Annotated in this window: 16 protein-coding genes; 5 read left to right on the top strand and 11 right to left on the bottom strand. The window is 45.7% G+C overall.

All coding sequences use genetic code 11. The annotated features are described in order from the left end of the window. Positions 1–76: 76 nt before the first annotated feature. From betA to AC3CKG_RS19950, 9 genes are all read right to left on the bottom strand, one after another. Positions 77–1,789 (bottom strand): choline dehydrogenase, encoded by a 1,713-nt coding sequence (betA, locus tag AC3CKG_RS19990; RefSeq protein ID WP_488529881.1) that lies wholly within the window; start codon positions 1,787–1,789, stop codon positions 77–79. Positions 1,790–1,860: 71 nt separating this feature from the next. Then, positions 1,861–3,321: a betaine-aldehyde dehydrogenase gene (gene betB / locus AC3CKG_RS19985; protein ID WP_017105435.1), complete on the bottom strand. Its 1,461-nt coding sequence runs from the start codon at positions 3,319–3,321 to the stop codon at positions 1,861–1,863. A 116-nt stretch (positions 3,322–3,437) separates the two neighbouring features. Next, on the bottom strand, positions 3,438–4,040 hold the full coding sequence (betI, locus tag AC3CKG_RS19980) for a transcriptional regulator BetI (RefSeq protein ID WP_012600068.1): 603 nt from the start codon (positions 4,038–4,040) through the stop codon (positions 3,438–3,440). A gap of 435 nt (positions 4,041–4,475) precedes the next feature. Then, entirely contained in the window at positions 4,476–5,657 is a 1,182-nt protein-coding gene (locus AC3CKG_RS19975) for a M24 family metallopeptidase (protein WP_488529880.1), read from the bottom strand. 37 nt (positions 5,658–5,694) lie between these two features. Beyond that, positions 5,695–7,038 carry a TRAP transporter large permease gene (locus tag AC3CKG_RS19970; RefSeq protein WP_488529879.1) on the bottom strand — a complete coding sequence of 448 codons (1,344 nt, stop codon included), beginning with the start codon at positions 7,036–7,038 and terminating at the stop codon, positions 5,695–5,697. Next, positions 7,035–7,577 carry a TRAP transporter small permease gene (locus AC3CKG_RS19965; protein ID WP_017111213.1) on the bottom strand — a complete coding sequence of 181 codons (543 nt, stop codon included), beginning with the start codon at positions 7,575–7,577 and terminating at the stop codon, positions 7,035–7,037. The genes AC3CKG_RS19970 and AC3CKG_RS19965 overlap by 4 nt, the downstream gene beginning before the upstream one ends. Positions 7,578–7,697: 120 nt before the next feature. Continuing rightward, the gene (locus AC3CKG_RS19960; RefSeq protein ID WP_017105430.1) at positions 7,698–8,741 is read right to left on the bottom strand and encodes a TRAP transporter substrate-binding protein; all 1,044 of its coding nucleotides are present in this window, start codon (positions 8,739–8,741) and stop codon (positions 7,698–7,700) included. 199 nt (positions 8,742–8,940) lie between these two features. Further along, positions 8,941–10,152, bottom strand: coding sequence for a M20 aminoacylase family protein (locus tag AC3CKG_RS19955; protein WP_488529878.1), 1,212 nt, complete (start codon positions 10,150–10,152; stop codon positions 8,941–8,943). 98 nt (positions 10,153–10,250) lie between these two features. Continuing rightward, the gene (locus tag AC3CKG_RS19950; protein ID WP_488529877.1) at positions 10,251–11,045 is read right to left on the bottom strand and encodes a maleate cis-trans isomerase family protein; all 795 of its coding nucleotides are present in this window, start codon (positions 11,043–11,045) and stop codon (positions 10,251–10,253) included. Between the two features lie 309 nt (positions 11,046–11,354). Here AC3CKG_RS19950 and AC3CKG_RS19945 point away from each other — a divergent pair, with 309 nt between their 5' ends. Then, a complete protein-coding gene (locus AC3CKG_RS19945) occupies positions 11,355–11,846 on the top strand; it encodes an Lrp/AsnC family transcriptional regulator (protein WP_488529876.1) in 492 nt (163 codons plus the stop codon). A 184-nt stretch (positions 11,847–12,030) separates the two neighbouring features. Here the strand turns inward: AC3CKG_RS19945 and AC3CKG_RS19940 are convergent, their stop codons facing one another. After that, complete coding sequence (locus AC3CKG_RS19940) at positions 12,031–13,230, bottom strand: diaminopropionate ammonia-lyase (protein ID WP_488529875.1); 1,200 nt, start codon at positions 13,228–13,230, stop codon at positions 12,031–12,033. Between the two features lie 358 nt (positions 13,231–13,588). Then, positions 13,589–14,701: an alpha/beta hydrolase gene (locus AC3CKG_RS19935; RefSeq protein WP_488529874.1), complete on the bottom strand. Its 1,113-nt coding sequence runs from the start codon at positions 14,699–14,701 to the stop codon at positions 13,589–13,591. A 279-nt stretch (positions 14,702–14,980) separates the two neighbouring features. On the opposite strand from AC3CKG_RS19935, the gene AC3CKG_RS19930 reads away from it, so the two are divergent. The 4 genes from AC3CKG_RS19930 to AC3CKG_RS19915 all read left to right on the top strand — a co-directional run bounded on the left by AC3CKG_RS19930 (position 14,981) and on the right by AC3CKG_RS19915 (position 20,400). Then, positions 14,981–15,685, top strand: coding sequence for a response regulator (locus tag AC3CKG_RS19930; RefSeq protein ID WP_017088801.1), 705 nt, complete (start codon positions 14,981–14,983; stop codon positions 15,683–15,685). 36 nt (positions 15,686–15,721) lie between these two features. Continuing rightward, the gene (locus tag AC3CKG_RS19925) at positions 15,722–17,041 is read left to right on the top strand and encodes a sensor histidine kinase (RefSeq protein ID WP_102297014.1); all 1,320 of its coding nucleotides are present in this window, start codon (positions 15,722–15,724) and stop codon (positions 17,039–17,041) included. Between the two features lie 135 nt (positions 17,042–17,176). After that, positions 17,177–17,452, top strand: a complete 276-nt coding sequence (locus tag AC3CKG_RS19920) for a hypothetical protein (protein WP_017065177.1) — start codon at positions 17,177–17,179, stop codon at positions 17,450–17,452. A gap of 593 nt (positions 17,453–18,045) precedes the next feature. Next, complete coding sequence (locus AC3CKG_RS19915) at positions 18,046–20,400, top strand: M4 family metallopeptidase (protein WP_237298611.1); 2,355 nt, start codon at positions 18,046–18,048, stop codon at positions 20,398–20,400. Positions 20,401–20,415 lie beyond the last annotated feature (15 nt).

The following is a 20,415-nucleotide window of genomic DNA, read 5'->3' as shown; positions in this document are numbered from 1 at the left end:
GTTTTGTTATTTTTTGCTTGTTACTTGTTGTTTTTATTCTTTGCTGATTTTGCTTTTTTAAACCAATAACAGATACTTACGCTTCTCGTACTGGCTTATTGATTCTTTGTGTTTCTTCCCATTCCGGTGCTATCCATACCGGAACGTTTTGCTCTTTTAGAACGGGCTTACCTAAAATAAAATCGGAAGCACGCTCAGCAACCATAATGGTCGGTGCGTTCAAATTACCGTTTGGAATAACAGGGAAAACAGAGGAGTCGACCACGCGCAGATTATCAATGCCGCGAACACGACACTCTTCATCAAGTACCGCCATTGGGTCATCATCAGCGCCCATTTTGCAGCCACAAGAAGGGTGATAAGCACTTTCAACGTTCTGCTTAACCCATTCGTCGATCGCTTCATCAGAAGTTACGCTTAGACCCGGCTGAATCTCTTCACCACGGTAAACATCCATCGCAGGTTGCGACAAAATCTCACGCGTTAGACGAATACAATCGCGCCAATCTTGGCGGTCTTGTTCGGTCGAGATGTAGTTGAAAATTATCTCTGGCTTGGCATGTGGGTCAGCAGAAGTGATCGCTACCGTACCGCGACTTTCAGGTTTGTTAGGGCCGACATGAACTTGGAAACCATGACCATCAAAGGCCGCTTGTCCGTCGTAACGCATCGCTGCTGGCAGGAAGTGATATTGAATATTCGGCCACTTCAATCCTTTGCGAGAACGAATGAACGCGCACGATTCAAAGTGATTAGTGGCCCCCAAACCTTTGCGAGTCAAAATCCACTCTGCGCCAATCATGCCTTTGCTGACTAAACCAAGCTTGCTGTTGAGCGTGATGGGTTCGTTACAGTGATATTGGAAGTACACTTCTAAGTGGTCTTGTAGGTTTTCACCGACGCCACTGAGTTCGTGTTTAAGCTCAACGCCCGCCTTTTCAAGCACCGCTTTCGGGCCAATACCAGAAAGTTGCAGCAGTTGAACCGAGCCAATAGAGCCCGCAGAAGAGATCACTTCTTTGTTCGCCACAGCCACTTGGGTATTACCTGACTTTTCAAACTCGACACCAACGGCTTTCAAGCCTGATTGGCCTTCTGAGTCTTGTGCTTCAAGTAAGAAACGACGCGCCACGATGCCTTTTTTCAAGGTGAGGTTTGAACGCTTCAATGCACGACGTAGATAAGCGTTAGAGGTTGAGGCTCTAACACCCTTGTCTACCGTCATATGCATGGTGCCGAAGCCTTCTTGCTGGTAGCCGTTGTAATCTTGTGTTTCTGGGTAACCTGCGTCTTTACCTGCATCAATGAATGCTTGGTAAAGCGGGTTGAGCGCCATATCGTTACCGTTACAAGTGCCGACTGGGCCATTGTCGCCACGATATTCGTCACCACCTTTGTTCCATGATTCAGCACGGCGGAAGTAAGGCAAACAAGCTTGGTAATTCCAACCGGCTGCGCCCTCTTCTTCCCATTGGTCAAAGTCACAAGCGTGGCCACGAACATAAACCATGCCGTTAATCGATGAGCTGCCACCCAACACCTTGCCGCGTGGACAATGCAGTTCACGTCCATCAAGGCCCGGTTCTTGTTGAGTCTCGAATTGCCAAGCGTACTTTTCAGTATTCATCGGGTAAGAAAGCGCAGTCGGCATTTGGATAAAAATACTCTTATCCGTACCACCCGCTTCCAGTAATAAAACGCTATGTTCACCGCTTTCCGTTAGCCTATCCGCTAACACACAGCCGGCCGAACCCGCGCCGACGATAATATAATCGTAGCGTTGTTCCATGTTTGATTTCCCTGAGATGAGTCAGTGGAGCTAGCTCTGTTAAGCTAGCTCATAAAATTGAGTGTTACGCGTTAGGCATAAGGGCTGGCGTAGTCGCCAAGTTCAATAAGAATGCTCTTAGTCTGCGTATAATGGAGTAGAGTCTCTGGCCCGTTTTCACGGCCAACCCCTGAAAGTTTGTAGCCACCAACAGGCATTTCTGCAGGTGAGTCACCCCATGTATTAACCCAACAAATACCCGCCTGCATTTGATGAATAACACGGTGAGCGCGAGAAAGGTTTTGCGTGAACACGCCAGCCGCTAGGCCATATTTGGTATCGTTAGCGCGACGAATCACATCGTCTTCATCAGTGAACTTCAGCACCGACATAACAGGGCCGAAAATTTCTTGCTGAACGTGAGGCATGTCGTCATGGCAATCAGTGAATACAGTAGGAATAACAAAGTTGCCGTTTGCTAAGCCGTTGTCCGTCACTTGATAACCGCCAGTCAGCAGAGTTGCACCCGACTGTTTAGCCAACTCAATTGCTTCAAGGACTTTTGAAAGGTGTTCTTTAGAAATCAACGCGCCGATCTGAGTCTCCATGTCCATTGGGTTACCAATGATCAGCTTCTCAGTGCGTGTTTTAAGTTGGTCGATAAATGCGTCATAGATGTTTTCGTGTACATAAACACGAGTACCGTTAGTACACACTTCGCCTTGGGTGTAGAAATTAGCGACCATTGAAGCCGACACCGCATCGTCCAATTTCGCATCATCAAAGATGATCATTGGTGATTTACCACCGAGCTCCATCGTTACAGACTTAAGTGTTTTAGCACTGTCTGACATTACCGCTTTGCCCGTACCGGTTTCGCCTGTGAACGACACTTTAGCGATGTCAGGGTGAGCCGTTAGCATTTGACCCACTCGGTAGTCACCTTGAACTACGTTGAATACGCCATCAGGAAGGCCAGCTTCTGTGAAGATCTCTGCAAGCTTCAGAGCTGTTAGCGGCGTTTCTTCTGAAGGTTTGAAAATCATCGCGTTACCCGCAGCAAGTGCTGGAGCCGATTTCCACATTGCGATTTGGATAGGGTAATTCCACGCGCCAATACCCGCACAGATACCTAGCGGTTCACGACGTGTGTAGAAAAATTGGGTGTCACTAAGAGGTTGTTGATCGCCTTGCAGCGTAGGTGCTAGCCCTGCGAAATACTCAATAACGTCAGCGCCAGAAGCCACATCAACTTCGATCGCTTCTTGTAACGGCTTGCCCGTATCGACAACCTCAAGGTTCGCAAGGTCATTATTTCGAGCTCTAAGTATCTCTACCGCCTTTAAAAGAATGCGGCTGCGTTCTACGGCTGTCATTGCTGACCATACCGCAAATCCGCGCTTCGCCGATTCAATCGCATTTTCAACGTCAGCTGAAGAAGCTTGGCCAAGCGTTGCGATAGGTTCGCCGTTTGCTGGGTTAATGCTGACGAAAGTTTCGCCTGAGGTAGCGTCAACCGCTTTACCATCGATGTATAACGAGTTCATTTCCATTTGATCTTCTGACTTAATTATTGTTGTTAGACTCTATCGGTCTATGTATTTGTGAATGCATATCGTTGTTGAGAGCGAGCCTTTTGAGCTCACTCACTAGAATTTTTGATGAATCATTAATCGCGCTGACACGAGTAAAACGTAAGCTGCTTGTCTAAGTAGTCATTGATGATTGCACGAGCTTTATCGGCGTTAATGCCTTCAGGATTGAGCGTCCCTCTCAGCCAGATGCCATCAATTAATGATGCGATGCCGTGTGCGATCAATTCCGCTTGATCAGGTTGAAAAATCGATTTTAATTCAATAAGTAAGTGAGAAATCAAACGCTTTTCATTCACGCGTTGAAGGCGCTTGAGTTGAGCGTCATGCATCGAATAAGACCAGAATGCGAGCCATGTTTTCGACACTTTGTTTTCCGCTTGATAGCCTTCGAAATTACCGTTGATGATAGCGTTGATCCTTTGCTGGTGAGCATCGGCAGGGAGCGCTTTTAATTCTGTTGTTACGGTATTCGAAAGTTGACGCAGTATTTCTCGCATGGTCTCTTCGAGCAGCCCATGCTTTCCACCAAAATAGTGATTAATAATGCCAGTGGAGACTCCCGCTTCTTTGCTGATCAACGCAATACTCGCGGCATGTAAACCTACTCTATCAATCACCGTCATGGTGGCTTGAACAAGCTGTGGTTTACGTATGTCAGGCATCCCAACCTTGGGCATTTCTTAGTCCTTCTATTTTATATTGAACGTTCAGTTAAGTATAAAATGACAGAAATTTAATTAGGGTTCAAATGATTATTTAAAACAAACTCGTAACAACACACCATTCAAAATCAAATAAATCACTTTAAAACAATAACTTAAATATCATTTAGACCACCAAATAAAATCATTAAAGATTTGAGGTGTGATAGTTATTGGTCAAATGTTTTTGCTCAATAAGCACAAGATTTAAACAAAGGAAGAGAATCGTATAAGAAGAGTCAAACGTCGTTTGAGACAACTTAAACGTAATAATCGGAGTGGCAGAATGGTGTACATAGAATGAAAAGCAGAGCATCTTGTAACGAATGGATGCTCTACTTGGTGACGCCTCAATTTCAGAGCCAGATAATAGAACTAAGACTAGATCTAGAAACGAGGTTCAATGATTGACTAGCCAATAATCGGCATAGATTGCCATGCTCTTTGGTGCAACATCTCGCAGCCAGACTCTGTGATAACGATGTTTTCCTCGTGCACCATCATGCGGTTCTTCGCAAATGCCATCCCCGGCTCAAGAGTGAACACCATACCGGGTTTTAATATCACGTCACCATTGGGCACATGTGATGGCCACTCGGTTAGCTGCATGCCTAAGCCGTGACCCATGCGACCCACATCGTTGCCGAGTGCACCGTTCTTTTCGAGCACCGACCACATGGCTTGCCACACGTCTCCAGTGGTGCGTCCCGGCTCTGCAATCGCGAGCCCCGCTTCTGTCGATTGATAAACAGCGTCATAAGCCGCTATTGTATCTGGCTGCGCATGCCCAAACGCATAATTCCGGTCAAAGTCGCTAAAGTAGCCATCAAAGTTAGCCCCCGTGTCGATGATCAATACATCTCCTTCAGAGAGCACACGATCGGTTGGTCCCATGATGATGTTGTCATAGCCACCTTGGCCGGATGCAGAAATCAGATAAGGGCAAGCATCGGCACCCAAACGCAGCATCTCCAAATGCATGGCTTTACACGCCTGTCGTTCTGTCATCCCTATCGCGAGATGATGACGAAGATACTCAAAGCCCGCAGCCGTGACTTGGCAAGCAAAGCGTACTTTATCGATCTCCGCTTGAGATTTAACACTACGCAGATCTCGAACCATCAGCGATACATCAACCACACTGTGTTGGCTCAGCTTCTGCTGTAACAACGCATAGTTAGTGGCAGGCATACGCAGATGTGTTTCCGGGCCAATCATCGAACCTATTCTGCGAGAACCCTTGGAGACCTCAGATAACGTAGATGCTAATAAAGAGACGCCATCGTCTTCTGGCCTTGGTGACGGCCAGCTGCGCACATCTTCAATCCATGTATCGTCAAAGCCAGCCACACCGATCTCTGGTACTACCGCTATGGGCTTACCAACCGCTGGCACCACCAAAAACCAAGGTCGAGTTGGGCTTTCCCAAAACTGCGATTTAAAACCACTAAAATAGCGGAATTCAGGCTCGGTCGTGAAAAACGCAGCATCGATGTTTTGTGCGCGAAGACGTTGTTGCAACTCGACAGTACGTTGCTCTAGTTCTGCTGATTCAAACCCTCTCTGCGGAGGTGTTAACGGCAATATACTCATATCTCTATCCTTGATTGAATAAGGGTAACTCGACGGATTAATTGAATAAAATGTCTCTTGGTAACAGAGCGATACTTGGGAAGAAAATCAGCAACGCAGACATCAATATCAAGATAAGGAAAAACGGCAATGTTCCGCGGATGACTTCTATATAAGGACGCTCGAAAATCGCTATCGCGGTAAAGATGTCACAGCCGAATGGAGGCGTTGCCGACCCAATCGCCATTTGTAGCGTTACCATCACTCCGACCAAGATTGGGTCGATGCCTGCTGCATCAACAATCGGCATGAAGATTGGCGTCAAGATAAGCAGCACTACCAATGAATCCACGAACATGCAACCGACAAAGAAAGTCAGTGCGATAACAAACAGGATGAACTCGGGAGAAGCATCTTCTAGATTGAGAGGAGCCAACAACTCTTGAGGGATTTGTTCAAACGAGATGTACCAAGAGAACGCCTGACCAACACCCACCAGCACAAATACCACCGCCGTAATCAAGCCAGTATTTAACGCCGCATCGCAGATGTCTTTCACGCCAAGTTTGCGATAGAAAATGCACTCAACGATGCTCGCATACAACACAGCGAATGAGGCCGCTTCGGTTGGCGTGACAATGCCCGAATAAATACCACCGATAATCAAAGCTGGGAAACCAAGAGGAAGAATCGCTTTCTTAATCGCTTCAATACGTTCTGAGGTATTGGCTTTTTCAACCAAAGTGATGGTGTCGCTGTGCTTTACACTGTAGGCATAGCTGTACAAAGAGAACAGGCTCGCGAGTACTAAACCTGGGCCAATACCAGCAATGAATAATTCACCCACACTGGCGTTGGCTAAGGTTCCGTAAAGAATCAAACCGATACTCGGCGGGATAAGAAACGCGATGTCACTGGCATTGATGATCAGCGCCATCACGAAGCTGTCTTTATAGCCTGCCTGAAGTAACTTCGGACGCATGATTTGGCCAACCGACACCACGGTCGCTTGGGTCGAACCGGAAACAGAACCAAATAAAGTACAGCTGATACACGTCGTAATCGGTAACCCACCGCGCAGATGTCCGACAAACGCTTGGATTAAACCAAGTAAGTTATAGGCCGTGTGTCCACGCGTCATGATATCTGCTGCCAAGATAAACATGGGTACCGCAATCAATGCGTTCGGCGAAATGCCCGTGACCATCTGCTGAATCAGTACTCCCGGCTCAACCTGAGAGAAATGAATCAAGCCAATTAAGGCCCCAACCGCTAACGGTACAATCATCGGGAAGCTCAAAAACAGCAAAATCACCATCACAGAAACAAGAGTAAATGTGATGACATAAATATCTAATTCGCCGGCAATAATGTCCGAGAAAAACTGTGCAACATCGCTCATTCGAACTCACCTACTTTTGTGTTTCTGTTTTCAATCACGTCAAATGACACGTAGATCTCTTTGTGCAGTAAGTTCATCAAAAAACTCATGCTGTATTGCAATCCTGCGATGAAAAATCCAATAGGAATGATCGCGTATACCCAATAAACCGGGAACTGTAGAGCTGGACTTAATCGATTGATATCTTTCAGCTCTTTGACGTAGAAGAACGCATGGTAGGTGAGGTAAAACATCAACATGGCGGTAAGTAGCGCAATGATGGTTGTGAGAACTTTCTGAGCTTTAGTGCTCAATGAATCGTAGACCGCGGTCATACGAATATTTCGACCTTGGCGCACCGCGTAAGCGAAGCCAATAAAGGTGACAGAGACAATCAAAAACTGATTGAGCTCTTCTGAGAAAAACAGGCTTTTATTAAAGGCGTAGCGACCAATCGCATTGGCCGTGGAATTGATCATCATCGCGAGAATGGCGGTCATGATTAAAAAGCGTTCTAGCTTTTCTGTCGCGACGCTTATTTTATGTAGCAGTTCTTTCATAACAGGCAGTGCTCCATACTTCGTTCAGTGACAGGGGTCCATTGCCACAATTTGGAGAAGGTGGGGATAAGCTACCCGCTGCCAATAAACAGCGGATAGCATTCATCCCAACAACGCTTTCTATTGCGTCGCTGAAGCAGCCTTCACTTCATCTAGGATTTCTTCGAGAATGGTTTTCGCACCCTCACGCGCTTCACTTTGCTCACCAGAAGGATAAGCATTTGCTACCACGTCATAGTAAGTCGTGTGCAGCTTTTGACTGAGGACCTTGAAGCGTTCACGCTCTTCCTCGGTTAACACCACTACTTGCATGTTTGGACGCTCTTTCAAGATTTTGTCCATGTTCTCTTTGTTGATGCGGATCTGATAGTCGTAAGCCGCTTGGTCTGCTGCGGTGATCGCTTTGTCGACCATCGCTTGCTTCTCTTCCGACAGGCCGTTGTACCACTTGCTGTTGGTCGAAACCGTGCTCACATAAGGTTGCTGACCTGGGAACATTAGGTAATCTTGAACCTCATGCCACTTCGCGTTGTAGATGAAGTAGATCGGGTTAACCATGCTATCGATGGTCTTAAGTTGCAGTGAACCGTACACTTCACCCCAAGAAAGAGGAGTAGGTGTTGCACCAAACGCTTTGTAGGTTTCAACAGGGATGGTTGAAGTGAAAGTACGGATTTTCTGGTTAGCAAAATCTTCAGGTGTACGGATAGGTTTATTGCCGCCCCAAACCATTTCGCCTTCAGACATCATCGACAACAGCTTTAAGTTTACGCTCTCAAATTTAGGTGCCAGCTTGTTGTAGATAGTTGGGCTTTCCGTTAAGACCTTATGCGTGATCGCTTCGTTAGTGCCCAGCACATAAGGTAAGCTCACCGCTTGTACTTCAGGAACATAAGACCCTAAGTGACCCGCGCCTACCGACACAAATTGAATCGTGCCTTTAGCAGCCAGTTCTACGATGTCGTTCTCTGTACCTAGTTGACCGTAGTAATAGATGCGAACACGGATGTCGCCATCAGATTCCTTCTTAATCACTTCCGCAAATTTTTGCGCATAGATATCTTGAACGTCTGTTTTGTCCTCTTCTGAAGCAAACTTCCATGTTTCGGCATGAACGCCAAAAACCATGCTCAAACTTAGCAGTGCTACGCCTAATCGTTTCATCCTGTCTTTCCTTTTTATTATCCTAATTACACGCTGATGACCTTGATCACTTCACGCGCTTCAGTTTTGGCTGTGTCGACAATAAACTCCGTTTAAAGTCAGCCATCTTGCAGTGCCAAATCCGTCACTGCTGAATCTGTTTCTTTACTTATTGCTTCTCATTGAGTTGCTTCTAATTCATTTTTCTAAATAAGTGTTTCTAAATTGATCTTGCCAAACGATCGTTCACCAACTGAATCCAGTAACTCGCACCGAGCTTTAAGATGCCGTCGTTAAAGTCATATTCGGGGTTATGCAATGCGCAGCCACCGACCGATTCCGTGCCATTACCCAGCAGCACATAACAGCCCGGTTTAACGCGTAACATGCTTGAGAAATCTTCCGAAATTGTCAGTGGGTCGCAGGCGTCATTAACGTTCTCAACACCAAGTACCTTCTGCGCGGCGGTAACCGAATACTGGGTTTGTTGCTCGCTGTTGATGGTTGGGTAGAAGGTATTGATAAACTCGAAGTCGTAAGTCGCGCCAGCTGCCTGACAAATGCCCGCCACGATTCGCTCCATACTTTGTTTGATTCGATCGAGAGAGGCTTCAGTAAAGCAGCGGCAATCGCCTTTAATGACCACTTGAGTCGGGATGACGTTAACCGTGCCATCGGTAATAAATTCAGTCGCAGAGACCACAGCAGTGTCGTGGATCGCACTTAGATTGCGAGACACGATGGTTTGCAAACCAAGAATCACTTGCGAACCAACGACGAGAGGATCGACCCCTTGATGCGGCAGAGCAGCATGTCCACCCACACCATTGATGGTGATTTCAAAACTGCTTTCACTGGCCATTAGCGAGCCCGGGCGAACCATCAATTCACCTTCCGCTAAGCCGGGGAAGTTGTGAACGCCGTATACTTCATCAATCGAGAATCGCTCAAACAAGCCATCATCAATCATCGCTTGCGCGCCGCAACCGTGCTCCTCATCGGGTTGAAAAATGAAATACACCGTGCCATCGAAGGTTGAGTTCCCTGACAATAAGTTTTCGGCCAAATAGCTTGCAGCGCCGAGCAGCATTGCAGAGTGCCCATCGTGTCCACAGGCGTGCATCTTTCCATCGTGTTGTGAGCAATGCGCAAAGCTGTTTTGTTCATGAATGTGCAAAGCATCCATATCTGCTCTCAGGCCAATACTCGCCTCTCTTGATCCGGAACGAAGTATCCCTACTAATCCTGTTTTACCGATGTTGCGCACCACTTCAATACCAAAGCTCTCAAGCTTACTGGCGATGAAATCAGAGGTCAGGTTCACGTCAAAGCCACACTCAGGAAAGCGGTGTAAATGTTGACGCCATTCCGTCATGTTCTGGATAAGCTGTGAAGACAGTTGGTCTGGTTTTATCGAAAAAGTAGACGGCATAGTAGTGTTCCCAAAGTGTCATTCTTTGTCTTATTAAATATGGAGTTAGCTTGGCTGCTGAATGTAAACACTAAGCGAGCAGCCTTAATCAAAGGTCGTTACAACGACTGCGACCCTCGGCAATTATCTGAGGATGGTTGAAGATGGTGCTCTAGCAGTGCACCGAAGCCTTTAATGGGTATGGGGTAGTTCAACAGCTGAAGCGAATGCCAAGCCAACACCTGATTACTGCTGACAACAGGTTTATCTAATTGCACTTCAATGGATTCAATCACCGATGCTGCGCGCAATGCCGTGCAAGAGATAAACAGAAGATCCGCTTCAGGGTCAAAAACTTGTAGTGCGGCTTGTTTAATGTCCATTGGAGAAATGAACGTCATCGCGGTGTCATCTTCAAAACCAAAGCCTGCGATGCTCAACACCTCAATGCCTTGAGACTCAAAAAATGCGGCCACGTCTTGATTCACGGCTTCGGTATAAGGCGTTAATACCGAGATACGCTTCGCTTTAAAGCTGTCGAAAGCCGCTAAGGCAGCGGTCACCGGATTCGTTACCGCAGCGTTTGGGCGAGACTGATGAATAAGCTGCGTAATGCGTTCGCTGCCAATCGCCACAGTGCCAGAGGTACAAGCGTAGATCACCACATCCAATTCAGTACCCGGTAGGATGGTATCGGCACAAGCAGCGATTCCCGGTTCCATCTTACGCAGGTTCTCTATCGTCAACGGGTTGTAGTTTCTTAGGCGGCTGGTGAACGATTGCACATCGTTTGGATACAGCGCGTTTAAATCACGCTCAATATTGAAATCTGTCGCTAACGCAATCACACCGACGCGTCCTGCTGGTGCCAATTTTTCTAATTCAAACTGTAAAGTAGCGGTTGCAGATTTCATACTTTCCAACTCCTTGAGCGAGAGTTAACATCGCCCAAAGGATGTTAACAACATGTTTCATATAATTTTCAAACTCTGTCGATTTGATCTTTACATTTCGTTCACAAGATTAATAATGCACCGATAACTTTAAGGATTATCATTAAATGGTGACCTTCTTGTGCAGAAATTCCGCATTTTTTCTGCGTTATAGTGGTTTTTTGTTCTCGCTCATTGAGGTCTAAATGTTAAAGCTAAATACCTTTAACTCGATCACACACTGGTTCAAAGAAACAATTAATTTACAAACAGATATTGGGAAGTATGGGTATGACACAGCAACCTGCATTGGTGGTCGACAGTTTCGACAAGAAGATCCTCAACATCGTACAAGACTCAAACAGAACTACCTCTGACAAGATTGCAGAAAAGGTCGGGCTCTCTCCTGCTGCTGTTCAACGCCGTTTAAAACGCATGAGAGCGCAAGGTGTTATTCAAGCTGATGTCTCCGTGATCAACCCAAAAGCAGTCGGACACGGAATGACGTTTATCGTTCAGGTAACGCTAGAGCGTGAGCGTGTGGATTTAATGCACAACTTCAAAAAAGAGATGAGTTCGAACCGCTCAGTACAGCAATGCTATTACGTCACCGGCAGTTCAGATTTCATCATGATTGTTACGGCAGCGGATATGGAGGGTTACGACAATTTTACTCGTGAAGCCTTCTTTGATAATGCCAATATCAAGAGCTTTCAAACCAATGTGGTGATGGATAACGTCAAGGTTGGGCTGACGATTCCAATTGATGAGCAGCGTGATTGATGACCAGATCGATTGATGACCAGCGAAATTAGCAAACAAGGCGTGTCGTGCGATGAAGTCAAAAATAGAGGAAAAAAGACGGTATGAAGAAACCTTACATACCGTCAACTTTGGGGCTTACTTTATTATTCGTTGTTCGCGATTAGCTCTTAACAGCTAACTGCTAACTATGTACTTCTAGTTATTAGATTTTATTGTCGATGATCTGTTGATAGAGATCCGGGTCAGTTGCCCCTTCAGTACCAATCACTAGCACTCGGCTATCTTGAGTCAAATTCAGTTTTTCAGCGTATTGGGAATCTTGCTTAGCGATGATCGCCGCAGCAAACCCAGGAACGGCAGATTCCCCGCCTTCAATCGCCACTTCCGTTTGCTCGCCACTCGCCAACATACGCATCGCTTGCGGAATAGCTTCTTCACTCAACGTCATGAAATCATCAGCACCATTTTGTAGAATCGTCCACGCCAAGCTTGAAACTTCACCACATGCGAGTCCTGCCATCAACGTTTCTAAGTCGCCCGTAACCACAATAGGTTTACCCGCTTGAGCACTCTTCTGTAAACAGTTAGCCTGCTCAGGTTCGACAATTACAAAGCGTGGGCGATCGGCGCCCCACAGATCCCAGAAGTAGCCGCAAACTGCTGAAGCTAGACCACCCACTCCCCCTTGTACAAAGACATGGGTTGGGATTTCACCATCAAGTTGCTCGACAATTTCAGCCAACATCACGGTGTAGCCCAAAGCAACGTCTTTAGGGATTTCCATATAGCCTTCGTAAGAGGTGTCCGAAACAATCACGCGATCTTGCGCTTTAGCTTCTGAGTCGGCCAAACGAACAGATTCATCGTAGTTACCGGTAATGCGTACCACTTCTGCACCGAACGCTTCCATCGCTTGCTTGCGGCCTTCCGATACGTCACGGTGAATGTAGATAACACAACCACAACCAAACATTTGTGCGCCCCATGCGACGGAGCGACCATGGTTTCCGTCTGTCGCACAGCTGACAACGATTTCAGCAACTTCTGATTTCCACTCCCCGTTGAGCAACTCACTGATGGTCGGGTTCTTCCCATAGCGATTGGCGATTTCAATCTGAAGCTGACGAGCAACGGCATACGCGCCGCCCAGTGCTTTAAAACTCTTTAGGCCAAAACGCTGCGATTCATCTTTGTACCAAAACTTGTTTACGCCGATCTCAGCAGAGATTGCATTCAGCTCATGCAAAGGAGTAACAGAGTAGCCTGGCCATTGAGAAATATCTTTAATCGCTTGTTGAGAGTTCGCAACACTTAAAATGTCACGCTGCTCACTCGAGTATTCCAATTCAGGGCGTGCTTGAGGGTTAGCGTAGTGTGTCAGAGTGCCTGCCAGTAACTGCATAAATGATCGTCCTTATTAGTCATTCACATGCTCCTTACACGTTAGATTATAGAAACCTATCAGCGAGTAAGGCTGCGCATAATAAATTCTATCGACAAAAAAGTGCCGTGATTACACATTCTTATCACGCGATCTGCGGGAATTAATTGTTACATGAGTGTTAAATGAAGAATTTATTCACCATTCCGATGTGACAACCTAACCAATGAATTCTACCGATAGAAAAAGTCCAATTCGAGCGATGGAACCACTAGCCTAACAACCCGGAACCAATGCAGAAACAACAGGCACAAAAAAAGGCCGATAATGACAGAGCCATCACCAACCTTTGCGGAGTCGTTAGTGCTACTTTCTTTAACTACTCAATACGCGTAATGAAACCGTACTTATCAGAGTCGGCTTTGGTCATCCAGTGCTCACCAGCAGCAGGTGCAGAATCTAAAGTGAAGATATAGAAATCGATCCCTTTATCTCCCATCACCTTTTGAAAATAGGTCGCTTGCTGACGATGACTCTCATTGGTGTATGGGAATTCTTTGGCCGTTTTATCACCCTCAGCCCAACTATGCACACCCACCTGTTTATTCAGCTCAATGGCTTTGGTGGTATCCGCGCGTTGCAATATGCGTGGGTTGCCAGCAGCGAATAGATCCGTACCTCCCGAGAAAACCGAACCCGGTGGAGTCACAACCGTCGTCATCTTGTTGTTATTGATCATGCGCCCGGTGTACATGTTGATTTCGTCATCAGCACTACCACCAATATGGTTAGTGAACTTCAACGTCATCTCACTGCCTCGGTATAACTTCACGATATCAAAAAGCTGAGAATAGGTTGATGCGCCTAGAGTGGAAGTAATGCGCTCAACAGCGCCAGTCTCGTTGAGCACATCGCGGTAAAAAGCGTTGAAGGCAAACGATGTGGTGATGGTGACTTTATTACCATTTTTGGTTTTACTCAGAATCGTCGAACCTAGGCTCGTTACGTATTGCGACAACTCATTTTGGTACTCAAGCTTAACGGCAAGCTTTCTACCATTCGTTGTCGCTTGGATTAACGTCGTATCATTGCCAATTGAACGTTGAGCCGTACCACAATCAAACGAATCATAGTAATTGCCTTCACTGTAAAGACCGCAGTTATCGACGCCTGCATCAGGAAGATACAAATCAACACTCTGACCTAAGCGACTTGCTAGCCTAACCACCTTTTGCTCATCACTGAGCTCTTCAGAAAACTGAATGGTTTCATATTGCACACCATCGTAATCAAGCTTCATTGACTCTTGAAGTTCTTCTCGTTCTTGATACAACTTGCCTAATTTCACTGATGAGAATACATAATCCGCCTTAGGTTTCACTTGCGCTTTAGTGGCCGCGTTACCAGAACTAGAGCCTGAGTTAGAGCTTGAGTTACAGCCAGCTAAAAGAATCAAAGGTAATGCCAATAACGTTTTTCTATAGCTATTCATATGGTAATTCCCAAAAATGTTTGATTGGAAAATTCTATTATTTAAAGAAGAAAACATCTGTCGTGCGAATGTATGAGAATGTATGTCTTTTTGAACATTGTTTTTTATTTTCGCACAAATTCAAAATCATCATTGAACTGGCGTGGAAAGTGTTTAATCATTCATGTCAGGTATTTTACGTAAAGCATGCAAATTGGAGATGCCACAATAGCTAACCACTAGGTAAGGCTCCCTCACGTAATCTCAATAAATTAAACGCACGACAAGGCTGATAATGGAATGACAAAACCTAAAATGATCATCGTGGAAGACGATTTGAAACTTCAGAAAATGCTGCAAGACTACTTTGTCGCGCAAGATTTTGATGTCACCGTATTGGACGATGGCAGCGATGCCGCACAGACCATCCTCGCGGAGCAACCTGACATCGTGCTGCTGGATTTGATGCTTCCTGTAACTGATGGGCTTACAATCTGCCGACAGACGCGTACGCACTATAAAGGTAAAATCTTGATGCTCACCGCTAGCGATGACGACTTTGATCACGTCGCTGGTTTAGAGACAGGGGCTGATGACTATGTCACCAAGCCAATCAAACCAAGAGTTCTGCTGGCCAGAGTTCGTTCGCTATTACGCCGCCAAGACGCCAATACCGCTTCAGTCGATGACTCAGACAACCTTCAGTTTGATCAACTCGTTCTGAAAAACACGTATAAGAAGTGTGAACTTTCAGGTGCAGTTTTGTCACTCACCGACAGTGAATTTGACCTACTTTGGTTGTTAGCGAGCAACCCTGATACTCCGTTATCACGTGACTATTTGACGCAAACACTACGTGGCATTGAGTACGACGGGATCGATCGGACGATAGACAACAAAGTCGTACGTCTAAGAAAAATTCTGGGCGACGACCACACACCAGCAGAAAAAATTCAGACCATTCGCGGTAAAGGCTATTTATTTGTTTCAACCGCCTGGCATTAACTTCGCTCTAAACGAGCGTAATGAAAGAGATCGATTATGCGACGTATCTATTTGGAGTCCTTGTTAGGGCTGTTAGTTTGCTTTATGACCGGCCTTGTCGCCTACGAGATCTGTGTCTATCAGCTCAATACCGACTACGAATATGTACTACAAGATTACGAAGCGACAGCCCACCAGCAACTGATAGAGAACATCGCTAAGAATCAAGGCCTTGAAGCGGCTCAACAAGCAATGAACCAGTTTGTCGAAACCACTCGCAATAAACTGGTGACGTTCAACCCAAAAGATGAAATACCAAGCCCAGTTTCAGAGTTCTTCTCTACCAACCCAAATACCTTTATCTTTCACGATGATGAACGTGACCTTTGGTTTCGCTTAGCAAGCAGCGACAATACCTATCATTATCTACCCAACAGTGAAGCGTTCGTTAGGCAAAAGATAGAATTAGAGGATGACCTCATTTGGTTGTTCTTTTTAGCAAGCTTTATCTTGTACGGTTTATGTCACCTATTTATTATCTTCCGCCGAGTTAAGAAACTTGAAGCTGCGACTCTCGCCTTTGCAGAAGGCGACCTTTCTGCGCGAGCCGAAACCTCTAGTGGCATCGCAATTGGATCACTCAACAAATCCTTTAATCTAATGGCCGACCGCATTCACCGCTTGATTGAGAGCAATCGCTCACTCACCAATGCCGTCGCTCATGAACTGCGCACGCCAATATTTCGTATTCAGTGGCAAGCTGAAATGCTCAAAGACACGCCACTCAACGAATCTCAGCAAGACACCGTAGAAAGCATTGTCGAAGATACCGAAGAGATGGAGAAAATGGTTGATGAGCTGTTGTGTTACGCCAAACTGGATAGCTGCGACCTCGAAAATCTACAACAACCATTAGAGATAAGAGACCTTCTCGATCATGCGATGACGCGTTGGAACAAGGATACTCAGCTCAACATCGACCTATCACTGCCAGAGCAACCTAGCTCGATACTGGCGGATGAAATACTGCTGAACCGCGCCCTAGATAACCTCGTCCGTAACGCCATGAAATTCGCACGCTCTCAAGTGTTGATTGAAGCCAGCGTGCATCAAGAACAACTGCAGATTGCAGTACATGATGATGGTGATGGTGTGGCTCAAGAACATCAGGCTCGCCTGTTTGAACCGTTTTACGTTGGCGACAAAGCGCGTAACAAAGCCAAGAGCGGCCATGGTTTAGGGCTGTCTATCGTCGAGAAGATCTGTGCTCAACACAACGCAACCGTGGAAGTTGGTCAGAGCCAAGCCTTAAAAGGTGCGGTATTCACCATAACCATTCAGCTATGTAATGTTTCAGCTGACAAACCCATACAGTAACTACAAAACACCTCTGGAATAATGTTCAACATCGGTCGGGAGATGCTGTCTCCCATGAACTTATTGAATCTAGATAATCACGACACTGCCTTTGTGGCTTGCCATCTCGATTCCAATCATTCTTAGGGTATTTTTATGAAAAAGTTATTAGTTGTTTTAGGCATTGTTTCTCTAGCAGGTTGTTCAGGTATCAGCCACAACGAAGAAGTTTACACAGCGCACGCTGAGAGCTTCAACATTGTTGGTTTCCAAGTTCCTGGTAACACACAAGATCGTGCAATGGAATTAGTACCTGAAGGTGCAACGGTTGATACTATTCGTTCAACAAACTCTGATACAAGCTCTGTGCTAGGTATTATCAACCGTATTATCGGTATCGACTACGTTCAAGTTGGCGGTAAGAAACAATAATTCGTAAAAAACAATAGCTCGTTAGAAAGCAATAGCTCGTTAAAAAGCAGTAATTTGCTAAAGCTTGTGTGCCTTTACACGCTAGCCTGTACAAACTAAGTGCATCTAAGCCAGTGACCTCGTCACTGGCTTTTTTCATCCAGCCGTTTTTGTGCTCTGTGCCAAATAAAGCCCTATTTGGCTAACTCTCTTGTAACTAACAATTCAGAAAATAAGCCCAAAAGTCGTCAATTCCTTATCAAAATTGCCTTTAAATTCGCTTAAGAGTCTTTCGCTCAAACTGAACTCCCCAAATCGTTGATCCTTCTATCAACCCATCACACGTAAATTGCGGCACAGTTCAATTTACGCAAAAAACTTAATTCTCTTGAAAAATTAACACTTAATAAAAGTATCATCATTTTATAAATGAAAAAGGTAAATTGGTTCAAAAATAAACAGAAATGATTACTAGCTGTAAATGTGCAAGATATAAGTTTCATGAATAAAAGAGATCATTGCCATGCTACTAATTAATCAGATCGAATGATGTAAATTCGTTGTGAAAATTTTGTTACGTTTTCATGGATTTTACATGGAAAGAGAAAATAACAATGAAAATGAAAAAGCGTTTAGTTGCCGTTGCTATAGCCAGTGCTATGTCTTTATCAGTACATGCAAGTGAATCAGTTAGCATCGATCAACCGATCAACTTTACTAGCTTTTCTGGGTTGAACACTCAATTAGGTGTCAGTAACGCCTCTAGCTTTAAGATGGTAAAGGAAGTTAACCTCAAAAAGCGTGGCATCTACAAAGTTAAGATCCAACAAAACATCTGGGGAACGCCAGTATGGGGACATTACCTAAATGCCACCCAAAGTGTACAAGGTGGCGCACTTAAGTCTGTTCAAGGCAACTACCTTAAAACGACGACCCTAGAGCGATCTTTTGTTAAGCCATCGATCAACAGCTCTCAAGCGGTTGAGCTTGCGAGTAAAGATCTCAAGGTTCAGGGCTTAACCAGTAAATCTTTAGACAACGTCCAGCATGAACTGTTTATTTATCAAGGTTCAGGAAAACAAGGACATGACAAAACACGCCTTGTCTACGTTGTCTCTTATCTTGTCGAAGGTAGCGAACAGCCGACTCGACCATTCACCATGCTAGACGCACACACCGGCGAAGTTATCGACCGTTGGGAAGGTATTGCTCACGCACAGATCGGTACAGGTCCCGGTGGTAACGAAAAAACGGGCATGTACGAGTACGGTACCGACTACCACTACCTTGATGTGGTAGAAAATGGCACAGAATGTGTGATGGAATCGGAAAATGTTGTCACCGTTGACCTAAATGGTGCGACAGACGGCGACACCACTTACAGTTATGAATGTCCTCGTAACGAGCATAAAGAAGTGAATGGAGCCTTCTCTCCACTCAACGATGCGCACTACTTCGGTAACATCGTGTTCGACATGTATAAGAACTGGTTCGACACAGCGCCGCTCTCTTTCAAACTCATGATGCGTGTTCACTACGGAACTAACTACGAAAATGCATTTTGGGACGGCAAGGCAATGACCTTTGGCGATGGTGAAAGCTTCTTCTACCCACTTGTAAGTCTAGATGTGTCAGCGCACGAAGTGAGCCACGGTTTCACTGAGCAAAACTCAGGTTTGGTTTACGCAAACCAATCCGGAGGTATGAACGAAGCTTTCTCTGATATGGCAGGTGAAGCGGCAGAATACTACATGAAAGGTACCAACGACTGGATGGTCGGCCGTAATATATTTAAAGGCGACGGGGCTCTGCGTTACATGGACGATCCATCACGCGATGGTTCTTCAATCAATAATGCATCCGAGTACTACGATGGCTTGAATGTTCACTACAGCTCTGGTGTGTTTAACAAAGCCTTCTACCATCTTGCAACCACGCAAGGTTGGGATACCAAAAAAGCATTCGAGCTTTTCGTGTTATCTAACCAAATTTACTGGTCGGAAAACAGTGACTTCTGGCAGGGTGCTTGTGGCGTGAAAAACTCAGCAAACGACCTTGGCTACAATGCCGATGACGTTGTTTCTGCGTTCGGTCTGGTGGGTGTTACCCCATGTGCAGAGCCACCACTGCCGCCAGAACCGGAATATCAACGCCTTGAAAACGGTGTTGAAGCCGCAGTTGCTGGTGAAACAGGCTCAAAAACTTACTTCGATATCGAAGTACCAGAAGGCCAAGACAAGCTAACGATTGATCTTGCTGTGTCTACTGGTGATCCGGATATGTATGTTGGTCTAGATTATGCGCCAAGCTCTCAAGAGAATATCTGTAAGAGTGAAAGCGTAACCGATGAAGTATGTGTAATTGAAAACCCAACAGCTGGTCGCTACACGGTGAACATTCTGGGTTACTCAGATTACGCAGGTGCAAACCTAAAAGCATCATACGAATCAGGCAACGCTAACGTACCGCCAGTCTCTTCTTTCGAACACACCATTGTCGGCAAAGAAGTAGAACTGCGCAGCACAAGTTCGGACAGCGATGGTCAGATCGTCTCTTACCAATGGAACCTTGGCGATGGCAACACACAAGCCGGTGAAGTGACTCGTTATACCTACGCTGAAGCTGGCGACTACGTGGTGACTCTAACCGTGACTGACGATGCAGGCGTTGCAACATCAACAAGCAAGTCGATTACGATTGAAGGTGACTCAGCGGAAGGCTTCCCATTAAAACTGAAGTTTGGTAACAAAAACCCGAATGGCAAAGCTCGCGTTAAGCTGGCATGGGATTACGACACCAACGACTACTTCGTGATTAAGCGTAATGGCAAGAATGTTGGTGCTACAGACTTCAACTCATACGTCGACAAGTTCCGTCACAACGGCACAGTGGATGTGGAGTACCAAGTGTGTACCTCAAGCGATATCTGTTCAGAAACCAAGCACTACCGTTTCATTAAAACACAATAATCGATAGTAAATTCA

The sequence above is a fragment of the Vibrio sp. QJM3NY_15 genome, from assembly GCF_057785995.1.
The sequence above is the reverse complement of the archived record's forward strand: the minus strand, read 5'-3'. Positions and strand labels throughout refer to the sequence as shown.